This window comes from Microscilla marina ATCC 23134, from assembly GCF_000169175.1.
In the GTDB taxonomy this organism is placed as follows: Bacteria; Bacteroidota; Bacteroidia; order Cytophagales; family Microscillaceae; genus Microscilla; species Microscilla marina.
In genome coordinates, this window is record NZ_AAWS01000024.1 from 109146 (window position 1) to 126571 (window position 17426).

The window sequence follows — 17426 nt, forward strand, 5'->3', positions numbered from 1 at the left end:
CACTTTACTTACAGTGATTTAAGCTTAAATAAGTTGTCCAAAATCCCTTGGAATGTCTACGTTAAATCCGGTAATTTATTATGTAAACTATATTCTCTGAAGTTTAATTGCCACAAAATACCTATTCACCACAAAATAAAAGCTATGGTAAGTTTTCACCAGTTTTGTATGATCTGTATGATCATCTGTAGTAGTTTTTGGGCAAAAGCTCAAACTCGTTTCTCGAAAATAGATTCTTTGAATATGGAGTTGAAAAAGTCTGCGTCTCCTCACAAAAAAGTAGCGGCATATAACCAAATGGCAAAGGTATACGCCAAGCAAAGAGATTCAAGCCAAACAGTTTTTTATGTACAAAAGGCGTTGCAACTGGCCAGGCAAAACAACTACCGAAAGGGAACCATAGATGCACACTATTGGCTTGCAAAACTCTACCTAAGTTTATTCTACGATTCTTTAGCTAAAGTAACCCTGTTCAAAGCATTGTTTAGCGCCGAACAACTACAAGATACCACTGAAATCTCAAATATATACAATACACTGGGTGGGGTTTATAAAAAACAAGGGCATTATGCACAGGCCCTTAAAAGCTATCAAAAGGCCCTTCAGTTAGATACAAAACTTAATAATTATTCTGGTATGGCCGTCAGTTATAACAACATGGCAAATGTTTATTCAGAACAGGGAAATTTTCCCATGTCTCTAAGCCACTATCTGAAGGCGTTAAGGATTCGGGAACGCCTCAATCAGGAAAAAAATGTTGGAACAGTGTGCAACAACATTGGACTATTGTATATAGACCAGATGAATTACACACAGGCTGAGGCTTATTTTAGGAGGTCGCTAGAGATAGGGAAAAAACTTAAGCAGAAAAAGAGGGTTGCCAGTGTTTATAATCACCTTGGAATGCTGTATAAAATACAAAAAGACTACCCTACAGCCTTCAGGTATTATCAACAATCATTGAGCATTTACCGTAAGCTGAACAATCAATATGGCGTGGCAAGGCTACTACACAATATCGGCTGTTATTATTATAAGCTAAAAAAATACAATGTTGCCCACTCACAACTTACAAAAGCCTTGAACATCAGGCGTAAGCTAAAAAGCAAAATGGGAATGGCCTCTACAGAAATGATGATAGGCAAAGCATATTATGGGTTGAAAGAGTATACCAAAGCAGTAACATACCTTGATAAAGCAATGAAAGTATTTCAGGAAACAGGATATTTAGACAAAATAGTAGCCAGTGCGGGTACTTTAAAAGAAGTATACAAAGCTCAGGGAGACTACCAAAAAGCATATCAAGTGTTTGAGATTTATCACCAAGCGAAAGACTCGATCATAAACAAAGAGGAAGTGCAAAAAATAACCCGTATAGAAAGCGCTTTTAGGTTTCAGCAACAACAAGATTCTTTGAAAAGACAACAACAACAGAAGTTGAACACGCTTGAGATAAAACGACGAACAACCCGCGCCTGGCTTTATACTTTGTTGCTAGGGGTAGTGGGGTTGTTGCTGGGGGTAGGGTCCTTGTTGAGCCGCCAAAAACACAGGTACAAGCAAAATGCACAAGTGTTGGAGTTAAAAGCTATACAACAACAATTACTAAACGAGCAGTTGCAACGTAAAGAGATAGAAGGACAAATTCTCAAAGAACAATTGCAGGTAGACCAGGAGGAACAGCAAAAAGTAAGACACCATATAGAAGAAAAAGACCACGAACTCACCAAACAAGCCTTGTATCACATCAGGCACGAGCAAGGGCTTGAACTTACCTTGCGTGAAATAAGAGAGTTGATAAAAACGACTAAAGAGGTGGTGGTGAGCAACCGTTTGAAAGAGGTAGTCAAACGGATTAAAAAAGAGTTGTCACGGGGAGAGTCCTGGGAAAACTTTACCCATACTTTTGAAATGGCTCATCCTAATTTTTATAAAAGACTTAAGCAACAGTTTCCTGATTTGACCGAATATGACCTCAAACTATGTGCTTTGTTACGCCTGGGGTTTGAGTCACGCGAACTGGCTTCTATTCTCAATATTACTTTAGACAGTGCCAAAAAAGCCCGTTTTCGCCTGCGGAAAAAAATGAAAATATCCGATCAGGATTTGTCAGATTTTATGCGGAATGTGTAAATTTTTTCTAATCAGCCGATAAATCATCGGCTGGTTGGAATACATAAATTATGTATCCCCTTTGTTTGTCTATTTTAAATCCCGTGAATTGTTATACATTCTCTCAAGTTTAATTGCCAGAAAACACCTATTCACCACAAAATAAAAGCTATGGTAAGGTTTCACCAGTTTTGTATGATCTTGATGATCATTTGCAGTAGTTTTTGGGCAAAAGCCCAAACTCGGCTCTCGAAAATAGATTCTCTGAATGCAGCGTTGGAAAAATCTGTTTCTCCTCACAAAAAAGTAGCCGTATATAACCAACTGGCAAAGGTGTACGCCAAGCAAACAGACTCAAGTCAAACTGTTTTTTATGTACAAAAAGCGTTGCAACTTGCCAGACAAAATAACTACCTAAAAGGTAAGATGAATGCACACTATTGGCTGGCACAACTCTACGAAAGTTTATCTTATGATTCTTTGGCTAAAGCTACTTTGTTCAAAGCATTATTTACTGCCGAGCAGTTAAAAGACACTAATGTAAACTCAAATATACACAATGTACTGGGAGGGATTTATAAAAATCAAGGGCATTATACACAAGCACTCAAAAGTTACCAAAAGGCACTTAAATTGAAAGAACAGCTTAAAGATGACTTTGGGGTAGCGGCTAACTATAATAATTTGGGAGGGGTGTTTTTTAATCAAGGAAACTTTCCTAAGGCGCTGGATCACTACCAAAAAGCCTTGAACATCTGGGAACGCACCAACCATGAAAAAACTGTGGCAGTGGTTTGTAACAATATTGGGCTATTGTATATAGACCTGAAAGACTATACACAAGCACAAACCTATTTTATGAAGGCATTAAACATAAGAATAAAGCTTAAGCAGGAAAGAGGGGTTGCCAGTGTTTATAACCACCTTGGAATGATGCATAAAATACAAAAAGATTACCCTACCGCCCTCAGGTATTATCAACAATCATTGAGTATTTACCGTAAGCTGAACAATCAATATGGCGTGGCAAGGCTACTACACAACATCGGCTGTTATTATTATAAGCTAAAAAAATACAATGTTGCCCACTCGCAACTTACAAAAGCCTTGAACATCAGGCGTAAGCTAAAAAGCAAAATGGGAATGGCCTCTACAGAAATGATGATTGGCAAGGCATACTATGGGTTGAAAGAGTATACCAAAGCAGTAACATACCTTGATAAAGCAATGAAAGTGTTTCAGGAAACAGGCCATTTAGACAAGATATCGGCCAGTTCCTATACTTTAAAAGACGTATACAAAGCCCAGGGAGACTACCAAAAGGCATATCAGGTGTTTGAGATTTATCACCAGGCGGGAGATTCGATCATGAACAAAGAGGAAGTGCAAAAAATAACCCGCATAGAAAGTGCTTTTAGGTTTCAACAACAACAAGATTCTTTGAAAAGACAACAACAACAGAAGTTGAACACGCTTGAGATAAAACGACGAACGACCCGCGCCTGGCTTTATGCTTTGTTGTTTGGGGCAGTGGGGTTGTTGCTGGGGGTAGGGTTGTTGTTGAGCCGCCAAAAAAACAGGCGCAAACAAAATGCACAAGTGCTGGAGTTAAAAGCGGTACAACAACAATTACTTAATGAGCAGTTACAGCGTAAAGAGATAGAAGGGCAAATTCTCAAAGAACAGTTGCAGGTAGACCAGGAGGAACAGCGAAAAGTAAGACACCATATAGAAGAAAAAGACCATGAACTTACCAAACAAGCATTGTATCACATCAGGCACCAACAAGGGCTTGAACTTACCTTGCGTGAAATAAGAGAGTTGATAAAAACGACTAAAGATGTGGTAGTGAGCAACCGTTTGAAAGAGGTAGTCAAACGGATTAAAAAAGAGTTGTCACAGGGAGAGTCCTGGGAAAACTTTACCCAGACTTTTGAAATGGCTCATCCTAATTTTTATAAAAGACTTAAACAACAGTTTCCTGATTTGACCGAATATGACCTCAAACTATGTGCGTTGTTGCGCCTGGGTTTTGAGTCACGCGAACTGGCTTCTATTCTCAACATTACTTTAGACAGTGCCAAAAAAGCCCGCTTTCGCCTGCGGAAAAAAATGAAAATATCTGATCAGGATTTGTCAGACTTTATGCGAAATATGTAGATTGTTTGCTGAATATGATGTCTTCCCCCAATGTTTTTGCAATCCTTTGTAATATATTGACTATAAGCGAATTAGCTTTAGTAAAAACCAAGATTGTCCTTGTGTTTGTCTACCCCTAATCCCGGTTTTTTTTATGTAAAGCACCTGTAAAAGTATAGCTTTATGAGAGATTAGTATCAGGTAATAAAATATTTTGCTTCCTGACTATACCACATACTCTTTTTTAAATCTATTAAACTGGTTAATTTATGCTATATCATCTATTGCTTTCTATGCTCTTCATTCTTGCGTATACAAACCCTGCTTTTGCTCAACAACAACCTACTATCGACTCTCTAAAACATCTACTAACAGCGGCAAAACAAGATAAAAATAAGATCAATTTGTACAACTCATTGGCAAAACAATATCGTTTTAACGATTCAAGTAAGGTAGCTTACTATGCTAGCTTGGCTATCAACCTGGCTCAGAAAAACAACTATCCAAAAGGCATAGCCGATGCTTACTACTGTTTAGGTTGGATTACTTATATGAAAAACCATTATAAGGAATCAGAAAGATTATTTCACAAGACACTAAGTATATCCCAAAAAGCAAAATACCCGGTAGGGATTGCAAATGCTTACAACGGTTTGGGAGTAGTAAACAAAAATCAAGGAAACTACACTAAAGCAATGCAATACTATCAGCAATCGCTGAAAGTAAAAATAAAAGTAGGGGATCAAAACCTGATCGCACATAGCTATAACAACATGGGTAATGTGTATACCTTGCAAGGCAACTATAAAAAAGCCTTGAAACACCATTACAAGGCGTTGAAGCTACGGATGAAATATAGTGAAAAGCGTTTTGAGGCAATGAGCTATAATAATATTGGGGTTGCCTATCAAAACATGGGGTACTATTCAAGGGCATTGAAGTATCACCAACAATCATTAACCGTTGCCGAAAATTTTGGCGACACAACGATTGTCGCACTTAATTATGGTAAAATTGGCAATGTGTATAAATCCTTGGGTAACTATACTCAAGCATTGCAATATTACTTAAGAGCCGTAAAGATTGATAAACGCTTGGGGAATAAGTACGGATTGGGAAGCAACTATGTGGCCATGGGTGAGTGTTACCATCAATTAAACGAATTCTTTCATGCAAAACAGGTTTACCAGAATGCGCTCAGTATATCAAAAAAAACCAATGAACAAAGTACACAATCTGCTGCTTATCAGGGCTTAGCCAATGTGTATTTAAGCCAAAAGCAATATAAAGTTTCAGAAAAATATTTCAGAAAAGCATTGCATTTGAGAAAAAAAACAAAGGAAAATGCCCTGTTAAGTGAAACTTTATTGGGATTGGGTACAGTAGCCTATGAACAAAAGAAATACGATAAGGTATTGGTTTTTACTAAGGAAGGAATGGCGAAAGCACAAAAATCTGCTCGCTTGGCAGCCATCAGGGATGTTGCCGCTTTAAGTGCCAAAACATACGAAGCTCTCAAAGATTTTAAAAAGGCCTACACACATTACCAACTATACAAACAAATGGAAGATAGTTTGGTAAACAAAGAGATAATCCGTAAAATCTCTCAAGCAGAAGATCAGTACAAATACCGAAAATACCAGGACTCTCTGACCACAGCTCGACAACAGGCAGAAAAACGGTTTGAAACTCAGATACAACAGCAAAAACTTACCAATCGTCTACGCCTTTATATTGCCATTGCTTCTTTATTGGCCATGACATTATTGCTCATAGGAGTAGCTGTGTGGAACAAACAAAAACGTAAGCATATTTTACAGAACCTGGTTTTGAAAGAAACCCAAAAAGAGTTGCTGGAAGAACAAATACTAAGAAAGGAGATAGAAGAAGTAGCATTGCGAGAGCAGCTGCATATAGATGAAAAAATTAAAGAGATTTTTCAGGTAAACCTTGAAAGTAAAGACCATGAACTTACCAAGCAGGCCTTGTATTTAGTACAAAAACAACAGTTGATAGAAACCTGGTCACAAGAGTTAACCGAGTTGATAAAACAGGCCAAAGGTACTGTAAAAGACAACATTCAAACCTTGAACAAACAAATGAAAAAAGAAGTGAAAGCTACTGAAGCCTGGAACAATTTTACTCAGACCTTTGAACTTGCCCATCCTAGTTTCTACAAAAAATTAAAAACTTCTTTTCCTGAACTGACAACCTATGAACTAAAGTTGAGTGCCTTGATCAGGCTCAACCTGGATACCTATGACATAGCAGAGTTTATGAATATTTCACCCGAAAGTGCCCGCAAAGCCAAATTGCGTTTGCGCAAGAAAATGAACTTGCCTTCTACTGAAGCACTCAGAGAATACTTCAGAAATATGTAACTGCTTCCTCAGGTCAATACTCTGCAGTGATTTTAGTCAAAGTTGTTTGCTGGTGATCAGTCATTGATGAATTTAAAAACTATTTAATGGGGTGTTGAGGCATAAAACCGAAACACTTTTAAAAATAAAGTGAGTATACAATCTTAATATAAAATACTGGTTTACAGCATTTAACAAGGTGAACATTTACTCGAATCAGCTATGGACTATCGACTAAATACTATGGACTATTGTCATGTTTAGAGGCATTCATTGATTGGTGTTTTTTACTGACTATAAACGTATATGGCTTGATAAAAGCCTACACCCAGGTCTTTATATCAAGTGTAGAGCAACTAAAAAAACCACCACCACCTCTTTTATAAAAGAGGTGGTGGTGGTTTTTAAACAAGGTATATATGTTTAATATACGTTGATAGGCAGTATTTGCTGACCATTTACATAGAAACGCTCAATGTATCCATAAGTCATTACCTTCTGGCTTTTCACATATATTTGCTTCCAGTTGTTAACAATTACCACATCATTTGGGCTAACATTGCCAATAATATGAATGGCATCGTTTCCAGAGCCACCATCCATTCTTCCATCTACTCCATCTACATCTGCCCGATAATAGATATTATCGTCACCATCTTGTCCATGTATGTTGTCTCTGCCTGCGTCTCCATACAACCGATCGTTGCCTTTACCCCCGTACAATACATCGTTTCCACCTCCTCCGTACATTGTATCGTTTCCTCCGTAGCCATACATGGTATCATTTCCGCCAGTACCATACAAAGTATTGTTGCCACTGGTGCCTGGTATTACAGCGTTTTCCAAATCAGCATTTATCCCTGCTTGTTTATTGGGTTCTACTTTTTCTTGGTTTGAACAACTGTAGCCTGTCATTGCCACAATTAACAGTAAAATTAAACTAACCTTTTTCATAATAATAAATATTGTTTAATGAATTAAATAAAAACCTGGAACAAATGTAGGGGGCTACTCAGACACCACTACCACAATTGACAGGACAGCATGAGGACAGTTTTGGACAAGTTTAAAGACGTGATTATAAACTGAGATAATTTAACTTTTTCAAGAAAAAAATATAAGGGAGGTAACGAGTAAATGTGGTGATTTTCTTATTTGCCTGACAGGTACTTGTCCTGAATAATTGCTTCGTTAAAATGATTGCAAAGAAAATTAAATCACTGAAAAACAGTACACTTACTTGGTGTTATAGTTTGTAAATCTCGAAGAATGTCCTCAATTAGTCACCCCGGTAAACTTGCATTCATCCCTGCCTTTGCCATAGATTTGCTACTGTAATAAATCGCGATGTTTACACTTGTTTTACTCTTAATCTTTTTAAATCATTATCTAACATGAACATACGAAAATACTTTTCACATGCATTTGCTTTGGTTGCCTTGTTGGTAATAGGCACTTACACTACCCAGGCACAAACTACCACGGGTTTTATAGAGTTGGGAAATGGTACGCATCCTGGAAGAATTGACTTTAAGAATGATGGCAGTGACTTTGATGCTCGCCTTCAACTTATTAATGATAATCAGTTGCGATTAACCAATGCCGACTTTCTTTCTCACCAGTCGATGTGGGTAGGGCGCGATTTAATACTTTATGATGGAACAGTAGCAAATGGTGTAGACCTGTGGCAGTTCCACCACTCTGGCAACAACCAAGGGCTTTACATTGGTAGAGACCCTGTGGGTAGTGCAGCCAACCGTTGGGAGTTTTTAATGCAAAAAAATGGGGTTTTTCATGCCAAAAAACTGGTAATAGATGGCAGTGTACCAGGGATATTGCCAAGCGGGTATATGGTAGCAGTAGATGGCAAAGGTTTGTTTGAAGAAATACACTTGCAAAACAGCAGCGACTGGCCTGACTATGTATTTGCCAACGATTATAAACTACCTAGCCTAAAAGACACTGAAGCATTTATCAAGCAAAACCAACACCTGCCTGAGGTGCCTTCGGCTAAAGTAGTAGCAGCAGATGGCTACGATGTAGGAGGCATGACCAAAATTTTGCTGAAAAAGATTGAGGAGCTTACCCTACACACCATTGCCCAGCAAAAAGAGATTGAAGCTTTGAAAAAGGCACAGCTAAAAAAATAATTGAGGTAAATTAAGGTGAGGGTGGAGGCAACCACATTGCAAGCAATGGGGCAAAGACTTCACCCTTTTTTTATTACTTATCAAATTTTTAAAACAAGAAAAGTTATGAAACTAAAATATGTATATATGCTAGGATTGCTGTGCCTGTTGGGGTTGGGTGATGTCTTAGCTAAGAATAATTCATCAGCTACCAATTGTCGTTGTCCTAATTCCCTCGAATTGTTTGGAGGAAAAACAAGTGCTACTAAGTCTTATGGCTGTGTTTATAACAAAAATAGTGATGGACCAAACTTATGGACATCTGTGCGTAATGTAGTGGGCAATGATGGGACAAAAACACGTGTATATAGGATACATTATTTTAACGAAAACGGTGAAATGGTGACAGACTCTCATACTTTTACCAATACCCCACCGGTTATTTCCCTTAGTGCTGATTGTGGTGCTACCAAAACCCCTGTTGTACTTGGAGATAATATGGTAGACTATGACAAGATAGCAGACGGTGATGAATTTGCTTGTAGTAGTAGAGCCAAGGTTAAAAACGGCAAGGTTGACATAGATGCTGCTGTTTGTAGTGGTTGTACAAATAAGACAAGATTTATACTAAAGGCTGCCCAGTTTGCTACTAACGGAGTAGAGAAGCTTATCACATACGGAGGAATTAGCCTAGTAGTCGTGGCAGGAGTGGTATCATTAGTGAAGACTGGAGGTGCTGCTGCACCAGCTGTAGGGGTTATGTGGACTAAAGGGGTGGCTGTAGTAACCGCAGCTGGTGCAGGAACAGCTCTTGCGCTTTCTGTTCTTCTCAAGGAACATGCTAACAGCGCACTTGAGGCTTGTGATGTTGACATTAAACGTCAAACTTCCTTTTACACAGGTACCACCCAACCAATAGTAGCAGGTGTACAACCCAACCCTGCCAGTGCGATGAGCACCCTTAACCTACGTTTGCCAGAAGCGGGTGACCTTACCATTGAGATATTTGACCAGCAAGGAAGCCATCGTAAAACTGTAGTCATGGGTCAACGCTTTGCCAAGGGAATGAACCAAATTCCTTTGCAAGTACAAGACTTAGCTGCGGGCATTTACATCTTAAAAGTAACTGGAAACCAGGGTTTACAATTGACCCACCGTTTGGTGAAAAAGTAATTTTGTTTTTATTAATGAGAAAAGTGGCTTCTGCCACTTTTCTTTTTTCTCCTTACTTCTCTCTACCACTTATTTAACCCTTTCATTACCCATGAAGTCACTCACTTTTACCTTTATTCTATGTTTTATGCAAGTCATCGGCTTTGCTCAAGGCATCCGCTTTGACCGTACCACCCATCAGTTTGGGCGCATTCACGAAACAGGTGGAGTTGTCAATACTACTTTTACTTTTACCAATGCCTCTGATACTATTATTCAGATAGAGGCTACCTATGTAACTTGTGGGTGTACAGTGCCCAAAGTAAGTCAAAAACCCTTGCAACCAGGAGAACAAGGCACCCTGAAGGTGCAATATGACCCCAACGGGCGACCTGGCAAGTTTCATAAAAAGATTCGTTTACTCGCCAAAGGGCTCAAAACCAAAGCTGAAGTATTCATTACAGGGGAGGTAATACCCCACCCTTACCCAATTATAACAGGCAACCTGCGTTGGAAAGCCAATCTCTTCAATTTTGGGCAACTGTGGCACAATCAAACCGACACCCTGTGGCTGCCTGTAACCAACACCGGAAAAACACCCATTACAATTTTGACAGACCAACTACACCTGCCCCAAGGACTGCATTTGCTTACCTCTTCTGCTGTTTTACAGCCTCAGGCAGACGACAGTCTGGGACTGGTTTGGAATGTACCCGCCAGCGATCAATGGGGCTTTTCTTTTGAAACGTTCAGCCTGCCCATTCAACTTATATCGGGCAAAAAAGATAGTATTCGGCTACAAGCCACCTCCAATATCAAAGAAGACTTCGCCAAAGCCCTGCTTTTGAACAAAAAAGCCCAGGCAAGCATCACACAAGACAGTTTGCTGTTGCCTGCCACAGTAACCGGAGAAAGTAAAACAGGGAGGTTTCAACTGACCAATACAGGAAATGATGTGTTGTTTATCCGTCAAATAAAAACCTCCTGCAAATGCCTGAAAGTGGTGGCTGAAAGCAGCACTTTGGTGCCAGGCAGTAGTACCCATTTGCGGGTAGACTACACGCCCGGCAAACGTCAGTTTGGCAAACGCCAGTTGGTAGTGATGCTGACGGTCAATGACCCCTCGAAGCCTCAAACCCGCCTGACGGTGCACGCCGAGGTGAAGAAAAAAACCAAGTAACGATTGTTGACCTGCAAGGTATAACCAATCAAAAGAACGGACCAAATTAGCCTTAGTCAAAGCAACCCCAAAAAGCAACCAACTCATGTTATACAAACAAATAAGCCTGTGGATCTTGCTCCTGCTCTGGAGTGCCTTTGCCCAGGGGCAAGACAGTGTCTATAAACAACTTCAGACCCAGTTGATTATGGTAGCCGATGGAGGCACAATAGAGTTACCAGCGGGTACTTATTATTTCAAAAAAAGCCTCTCGATGGAAGGGAAAAACAACATCACCATTCGGGGCAAAGGCATAAACAAAACCATCTTAAACTTCAAAAAACAACAAGCAGGAGCCGAGGGCATCAGGGTAACCAATGGCAACAACATTGTGCTCGAAGGATTCACTGTGCAAGATGCCTTGGGCGATGCTATTAAGGTAAGTGAGACAGAAGGGGTCGTTTTTCGTCGCATCAGAACCGAATGGACCGGGACACCCAAAGCCAGCAATGGGGCTTATGGCTTGTACCCAGTGGTTTGTCACAAAGTACTGGTAGAGCATTGCGAAGCGCGCGGAGCCACCGAAGCAGGCATATATGTGGGGCAGTCGCAAGATGTAATTGTGCGCTATTGTGAGGTAGACCAAAACGTGGCGGGCATTCAGGTAGAAAACTCGCTGCGGGTAGACGTATATCATAATTTGGTCAATAACAACGCCATGGGCATTTTGGTGTTCAACCTGCCTGCCATCAGTTTGCACGGTAAAAAAATCAGGGTATACAAAAACAATCTCTATCGCAACAATTATAAAAACTTTGCCTCTCAGGGCAATTATGTAGCAACGATTCCTTCGGGCACAGGCATATTGGTTATGGCGGCACAAGAGGTAGAAATATTTGAAAACACCTTTATTAATAATCACACGGTAGGCACAGGCATTACGAGTAACTATACGGTAGACAAACGCTACAAAAAATACTACAACGCCTATGCCAGTGGCATTAGTATCTACCACAACACCTACCAACGTGAACTAAAGCCTACAGTGTTTTCCCGTCGTTTTTCGGGGCTAGAAATAAAACCCAATGCTGTACCCCATATTCTTTTTGATGGGATAACCAACCCTGCTAAACCTGCTCAAAAAGTGTTGTGCATGCGCAACAACCAAGTACTAGATCAAGCGCCCCTGTTTGCTGACATTGATGCGATCGGAGGATTTAAACATATTCGCAAAAATGAGAAAAAATATAATTGTACGTTGCGCAAACTGGATAAGGTGTGGCTAAATTCTGAATGAAACCAACAATCAGTAGGCATTTTTTTGCACAATTTAACCTTTATAACACAATGAAACGACAGAAACAAAACTTATGGTTGCTCGCCTTTTTGTTGGTGCTTTGGGGGCTTACTCCAGTGCTTGCACAGGTAAAAACCGAGCGCATGTTAATGCTCTCGCTCGCCAGTAAAGTAGAAGCACGTATGCTGCTATCCAATATGTTCAATAAAAGAGATACAATGCCAGGGGCTAACACTAATTTTGGTGGTTGCCACTCAGCAGAAGGTACCTCAGTCAGGGTCAATGGAGGGCTTATTGGCTGTGCAACTGGCTTAGGAGCTACTCCTCAAGTAGTCATACGTAAAAATTCGGATGGATACGGAGTATCAGTGATCAACTCCGATGGCAAAGTTATCTCCTGGCGTTTGTATAGTGATTTCCCTAATATAGAATTTGAACGGGAAAGAAATGGTCCTTGGGAGAGTTACCCAATACCCAAGGAAGTAGTAGAAGCAGCTTTTGCTGATGACCCCAACTATTATTGTGGGGGCTATGATTCGGGTGGACCTACAGGAGGGGTTGGTTTTTTGTGTCAATCTTGTGGCTCAAAGCCTAAGCCTAAAAGGGAATTAAAACCGGACAATGGTGAAAAAAAGGTATTGGAAAATGCGAGTGCCATATCTAAAGTTGCAACATTTGTGAGTGGCACAGCCGCTTTTTTCGGTAAGCTTAATTGGCAAGCCTTTTTCGCCAGCTTTGGTGTAAGTGCAGCCTTGGATGCTTTAACTGGAAAACAAGAAGAAGAATTAGATGAAAGTGCCAAAGAAAGTGCTTGTCCAGGTTTTGTTAATCAACGCCAAACAACCAACCATACAGGCATTGGCTTCCCTCGCCCTGCCCAGGTACAGGTATACCCTAATCCGATGGCAGCCCCCCAAGCCAATATCCAAGTATATTTGCCTCAGTCCGATGAAATTACCATCGAGGTATTTGACAATAACGGCAAATTGCTCCAAACCTTGTTGTTGGGCAAACTCTTACCTGCTGGCACCAATACATTGCCTGTCAATACCCGTACCTGGCTTTCGGGTCAATACCTTATCAAGGTGTCGGGCAATCAGGGACTACGCGTCAGTAAACGACTCATCAAAAAATAATTTACTAAACTCCCCTTGGGTCAATGGCTAACTGGGTTGAGGGGTTATTACCACTATGTTTTATGAAATGCCTGAGCTTACCTTTATTTTTCTTTTGTTTTTTGGCAAACGCAGCTTGCGCCCAATCCAATTTCCATAAAAAATGGCAAACCCAGTTTATCCTGGCGCAAAATGGCGACACCCTTACCTTGCCTGAAGGCATTTTTTACCTCAAAAAAAGCCTTTCGCTGGAAGGTAAAAAAAATGTTACCGTCCGGGGGGCAGGCATAGGCAAAACTGTGCTCAACTTTAAACACCAGGTGGATGGAGCCGAAGGCATTTACATCAGCAATGGCACCAACATCACCGTAGAAGACCTCACCGTGCAAGAGGCCAAAGGAGATGCCATCAAAGCCATACGGGTCAAGGGAATTACTTTCAGAAGGGTAGAAACCGAATGGACAGGCAAACGCAAGGGCATTCAGGGGGCTTATGGGCTATACCCGGTCATGTGTCAGCAAGTATTGGTAGAACACTGCCAGGCTCGGGGGGCTTGCGATGCGGGCATTTATGTGGGGCAATCGCGCGACATTGTAGTACGCTATTGCGAGGCTGAATACAATACATCAGGCATTAATGTAGAAAACTCGGTACGGGCCGATATATACCAAAACCTTACCATGCACAACGCGGTAGGTATCTTGGTATGCAGCGTGCCCATGTTGATGAATAATGGGGGACACGCCCGGGTATTTGCCAATAAGGTCTACTACAATAACTATAAAAACTTTGGTCCCTGGGGCGAAATTGTCACCAAAATACCCTCGGGTACAGGGGTAATGGTAGTATCTAATCCCTTTGTAGAAATTTTTAACAACGAAATTGTAGGAAACCGCACCATGGGCACCGGGGTGATGAGTTTTGCCACGGTAGATTCTTCTAAGTTTGACTCCATTTATTTTGACCATTACTCCCGTAAGGTAAGCATTCACCATAACACCTACCTAAGGGCTGGTGAGCCTCCTACTTTTAGCAAAAACCTGAAAAACCTGAGGTTTGGCAAACAGCCTGTTCCCCATATTATTTTTGATGGCATTGTCGCCCCGGCTACAAAAAATGACCAAGCATTGTGTATTAGAGACAATGAGGTGCAAGACAAAGCGCCTTTGTTTGCCAATATAGACGCAATTCAAGGCTTTAAAAATATTCGGTACAATGCCCAATCGTACAACTGTACCCTGCCCAAACTAGAAAAGGTATGGCTACAGTTCAAATGAAACCAACAACCAGTATGCATTTAATCTTATCACTTAATCTTTATAAAATAATGAAAAAACAAAGAATAACCCGCCAACTACTGGCTTTGCTGGTAGTGTTGGGAGGGCTTGCCCCAGTGTTTGCTCAAACTCCCTTATCAAACCAAAACAATTTACTGGCTTTAGCCACTGCTTCTTACAAAGAAAAGTTGGCTTTGCCTGCCACTCCCAAAGATACCAACAACCCTTTTTTTGGTTGTGTGGATAATTTTCATTTGGGCTTTGGTACAGGTGGCATAGGATGTTCTTCACCTGCTTTACCTTCGGGAGCTTATGCCAATGATACTCCAGTTCCATTAGGTCGAGTATCGCTCAGTGGTGGTGGCGGTGGTGGAGGCTCCATTACCTATTATCCTTATACCATTAGTTCAAGTGGTACGGCCATTAGTCGGGGCAGCTATAGCGAAGCTCCTGATTTGAGGTACGAATTTGTAGACCCACAAGACGGAGGAGATGGCTACAAAACTGTTCCTACTGGCGCAATGATGGGGGACTTTCCAGCGGCGGTATATTCACAAACCAGCAGCGAGGACCTGGACTGTGATATTTTTGGCAATATGTCGACCAGTGTGTTGATGGTAGAGTGCAAGAAATGCAACAGCGCCAACACTTTACTCAAGCTGGGCCATCCTTCTGGGCAAAGCCTCAGACTGGGATCTCCAGTATCCATTTCTAGCCGAACAACTGCTGGGGCAGTTGTTCCAGTGGCCAGTCGATATTCACCAGGCGGAAGTTTTTTTGTGACAGGAAGTGTTACCCTCACGCCTCCTATTGTGAGTCCTCTGGCCAATTGCACCAACGCACGTAAAACCAAGCAGCAATATCAGCAGATTACCCAACCTGAAACAGTGGCATTGAACATTTACCCCAACCCAGCGCAGCGAAACACCACTTTGCAAATCCATTTGCCTCAGACCGAAGACCTCACCGTAGAGGTGTTTGACATGAACGGCAAGGCACAGCGAACCTTGCTAGTGGGCAAGCGTTTTCCCGAAGGTAATAACCAAATTCCGCTGGATTTAAGTTCGCTGGTAGCTGGTCAATACATTGTCAAAGTGACCAGTTCGTTGAGCAACATCAAGGTATCGCAAGTCATTATTAAACAATAATTTATCTTGAAAGATGAGGCTGTTTCAGCACACAAACTTTAGCGCATTACCTCTAAGGAAAAATGTTTGATTACCCAACAGTTTGCAATCTCACAAAGCGGGGGGAACCAGCCAGGTAAGCTTTTAAAAGCCAGCCTTGATTCCAGTACCTGAGCGCACTGTGTAGTGCCTCGTCAAATGAGTAGGTGGTCTTACGATTATTAATGGCGCATTGTCTGGTGTTTAAAACATTTTCTTTAAAATTATTCTGAGGCAGCCTCTTTTATCCAACCTATTTTGGTTATGAAAAAACAAGCCTTTTATCTGTGGTGCTTGCTATGTATTGGGTGGTGTCATGTAGCGGCTCAAAAGACCCATGACAGCCTCTACAAACAATTACAAACCCGACTTATTATGGCAGCCCAGGGTGATACCATTGCCTTACCTGCGGGGATTTTTTACTTCAAAAAAAGCCTCTCGCTGGAAAGCAAAAACAACATCACCATTCGGGGAGCAGGTCTGGGCAAAACCATTCTTGATTTTAGGTACCAGGTATCTGGAGCCGAAGGTATAAGGATAACTCAAGGTCATCATATTACCCTGGAAAACCTGAGCGTAAAAAATACCAGAGGCGATGCCATCAAAGCCATTGCAGTTACTGGGCTTGTTTTTCGTAACCTGGAAACCGAATGGGACACGTCGCCTGTGGGAGCTTATGGGCTGTATCCAGTATTATGCAAGCAGGTACTTGTGGAGCATTGTCAGGCACGGGGAGCTTGCGATGCGGGCATTTATGTGGGGCAGTCGCGCGACATTGTGATTCGCTACTGTGAAGTAGAAGAAAACGTGGCGGGCATCAACCTCGAAAATTCTATCAGGGTAGATGTGTACCAAAATCTAGCCTACAACAATACCTGTGGCATATTAGTGATGGATGTACCCACGGTAGCCATCCCCAATGGTGGGCAGGTGAGGGTATTTAAAAACAACATATACCGTAATAATTACCGAAACTTCGCTCCTAAAGGAACTATGGTGGCAGGAGTGCCTTCGGGCAGTGGCATTGTAGTAGTAGCTACCTCTCAGGTAGAGATTTTTGCCAACAAAATAGCGAATAATAAAACCTTGGGTACGGGGGTATTTCATTATGACCTGATTGGTATTGAAACTACCTATGAAAAGTATAACCCATACCCTGGTGAAGTGGCTATTTATAACAATGTATATAGGCGTTCAAGGCTTTCTCCTGCTTTTCACCGAAAGCTTAAAGATATTCCGTTTAAGCCCAACCGTATTCCTCACATTGTTTATGATGGAGTGATAGACCCAGTCAAAAAAGGGCAGCAAGCGTTGTGTATTCGAGACAATGAGGTGCAAGACAAGGCTCCTTTGTTTGCCAATATAGACGCAATTCAAGGCTTTAAAAATATTCGGTACAATGCCCAATCGTACAACTGTACCCTGCCCAAACTAGAAAAGGTATGGTGGCCAATTGAATGACATGACATTCGCTCAAAAACATCTTCAATCAGTATATTTTTTTACACAATTTAACCTTT

Annotated in this window: 12 protein-coding genes; 11 read left to right on the top strand and 1 reads right to left on the bottom strand. The window is 41.2% G+C overall.

The window, feature by feature from the left end; translation table 11 throughout:
* Positions 1-144 precede the first annotated feature (144 nt).
* From M23134_RS21250 to M23134_RS21260, 3 genes are all read left to right on the top strand, one after another.
* Positions 145-2133 carry a tetratricopeptide repeat protein gene (locus M23134_RS21250; RefSeq protein ID WP_002699781.1) on the top strand — a complete coding sequence of 663 codons (1989 nt, stop codon included), beginning with the start codon at positions 145-147 and terminating at the stop codon, positions 2131-2133.
* A 150-nt stretch (positions 2134-2283) separates the two neighbouring features.
* A complete protein-coding gene (locus tag M23134_RS21255) occupies positions 2284-4272 on the top strand; it encodes a tetratricopeptide repeat protein (protein ID WP_002699783.1) in 1989 nt (662 codons plus the stop codon).
* A 248-nt stretch (positions 4273-4520) separates the two neighbouring features.
* Positions 4521-6632 carry a tetratricopeptide repeat protein gene (locus tag M23134_RS21260; RefSeq protein ID WP_082226640.1) on the top strand — a complete coding sequence of 704 codons (2112 nt, stop codon included), beginning with the start codon at positions 4521-4523 and terminating at the stop codon, positions 6630-6632.
* Between the two features lie 402 nt (positions 6633-7034).
* Here the strand turns inward: M23134_RS21260 and M23134_RS38615 are convergent, their stop codons facing one another.
* The gene (locus M23134_RS38615) at positions 7035-7565 is read right to left on the bottom strand and encodes a calcium-binding protein (protein WP_002699789.1); all 531 of its coding nucleotides are present in this window, start codon (positions 7563-7565) and stop codon (positions 7035-7037) included.
* A 440-nt stretch (positions 7566-8005) separates the two neighbouring features.
* On the opposite strand from M23134_RS38615, the gene M23134_RS38620 reads away from it, so the two are divergent.
* The 8 genes from M23134_RS38620 to M23134_RS21305 all read left to right on the top strand — a co-directional run bounded on the left by M23134_RS38620 (position 8006) and on the right by M23134_RS21305 (position 17367).
* A complete protein-coding gene (locus M23134_RS38620) occupies positions 8006-8761 on the top strand; it encodes a hypothetical protein (RefSeq protein WP_002699791.1) in 756 nt (251 codons plus the stop codon).
* A gap of 105 nt (positions 8762-8866) precedes the next feature.
* Entirely contained in the window at positions 8867-9913 is a 1047-nt protein-coding gene (locus M23134_RS21275; protein ID WP_157558578.1) for a T9SS type A sorting domain-containing protein, read from the top strand.
* A gap of 91 nt (positions 9914-10004) precedes the next feature.
* Positions 10005-11072, top strand: a complete 1068-nt coding sequence (locus M23134_RS21280; protein ID WP_002699794.1) for a DUF1573 domain-containing protein — start codon at positions 10005-10007, stop codon at positions 11070-11072.
* Between the two features lie 85 nt (positions 11073-11157).
* The gene (locus M23134_RS21285) at positions 11158-12348 is read left to right on the top strand and encodes a parallel beta-helix domain-containing protein (protein WP_002699795.1); all 1191 of its coding nucleotides are present in this window, start codon (positions 11158-11160) and stop codon (positions 12346-12348) included.
* Between the two features lie 50 nt (positions 12349-12398).
* Positions 12399-13484, top strand: coding sequence for a T9SS type A sorting domain-containing protein (locus M23134_RS21290; RefSeq protein ID WP_002699796.1), 1086 nt, complete (start codon positions 12399-12401; stop codon positions 13482-13484).
* Between the two features lie 23 nt (positions 13485-13507).
* Positions 13508-14740: a parallel beta-helix domain-containing protein gene (locus tag M23134_RS21295; RefSeq protein ID WP_002699797.1), complete on the top strand. Its 1233-nt coding sequence runs from the start codon at positions 13508-13510 to the stop codon at positions 14738-14740.
* Between the two features lie 50 nt (positions 14741-14790).
* A complete protein-coding gene (locus M23134_RS21300; protein ID WP_002699799.1) occupies positions 14791-15888 on the top strand; it encodes a T9SS type A sorting domain-containing protein in 1098 nt (365 codons plus the stop codon).
* A 282-nt stretch (positions 15889-16170) separates the two neighbouring features.
* Positions 16171-17367 carry a parallel beta-helix domain-containing protein gene (locus M23134_RS21305; protein WP_002699801.1) on the top strand — a complete coding sequence of 399 codons (1197 nt, stop codon included), beginning with the start codon at positions 16171-16173 and terminating at the stop codon, positions 17365-17367.
* Positions 17368-17426 lie beyond the last annotated feature (59 nt).

Coding starts and splice junctions, on each gene's coding strand:
- M23134_RS21250 (WP_002699781.1), top strand. CDS start 145: ATGGTAAGTTTTCACCAGTTTTGTATGATCTGTATGATCATCTGTAGT.
- M23134_RS21255 (WP_002699783.1), top strand. CDS start 2,284: ATGGTAAGGTTTCACCAGTTTTGTATGATCTTGATGATCATTTGCAGT.
- M23134_RS21260 (WP_082226640.1), top strand. CDS start 4,521: ATGCTATATCATCTATTGCTTTCTATGCTCTTCATTCTTGCGTATACA.
- M23134_RS38615 (WP_002699789.1), bottom strand. CDS start 7,565: ATGAAAAAGGTTAGTTTAATTTTACTGTTAATTGTGGCAATGACAGGC.
- M23134_RS38620 (WP_002699791.1), top strand. CDS start 8,006: ATGAACATACGAAAATACTTTTCACATGCATTTGCTTTGGTTGCCTTG.
- M23134_RS21275 (WP_157558578.1), top strand. CDS start 8,867: ATGAAACTAAAATATGTATATATGCTAGGATTGCTGTGCCTGTTGGGG.
- M23134_RS21280 (WP_002699794.1), top strand. CDS start 10,005: ATGAAGTCACTCACTTTTACCTTTATTCTATGTTTTATGCAAGTCATC.
- M23134_RS21285 (WP_002699795.1), top strand. CDS start 11,158: ATGTTATACAAACAAATAAGCCTGTGGATCTTGCTCCTGCTCTGGAGT.
- M23134_RS21290 (WP_002699796.1), top strand. CDS start 12,399: ATGAAACGACAGAAACAAAACTTATGGTTGCTCGCCTTTTTGTTGGTG.
- M23134_RS21295 (WP_002699797.1), top strand. CDS start 13,508: ATGGCTAACTGGGTTGAGGGGTTATTACCACTATGTTTTATGAAATGC.
- M23134_RS21300 (WP_002699799.1), top strand. CDS start 14,791: ATGAAAAAACAAAGAATAACCCGCCAACTACTGGCTTTGCTGGTAGTG.
- M23134_RS21305 (WP_002699801.1), top strand. CDS start 16,171: ATGAAAAAACAAGCCTTTTATCTGTGGTGCTTGCTATGTATTGGGTGG.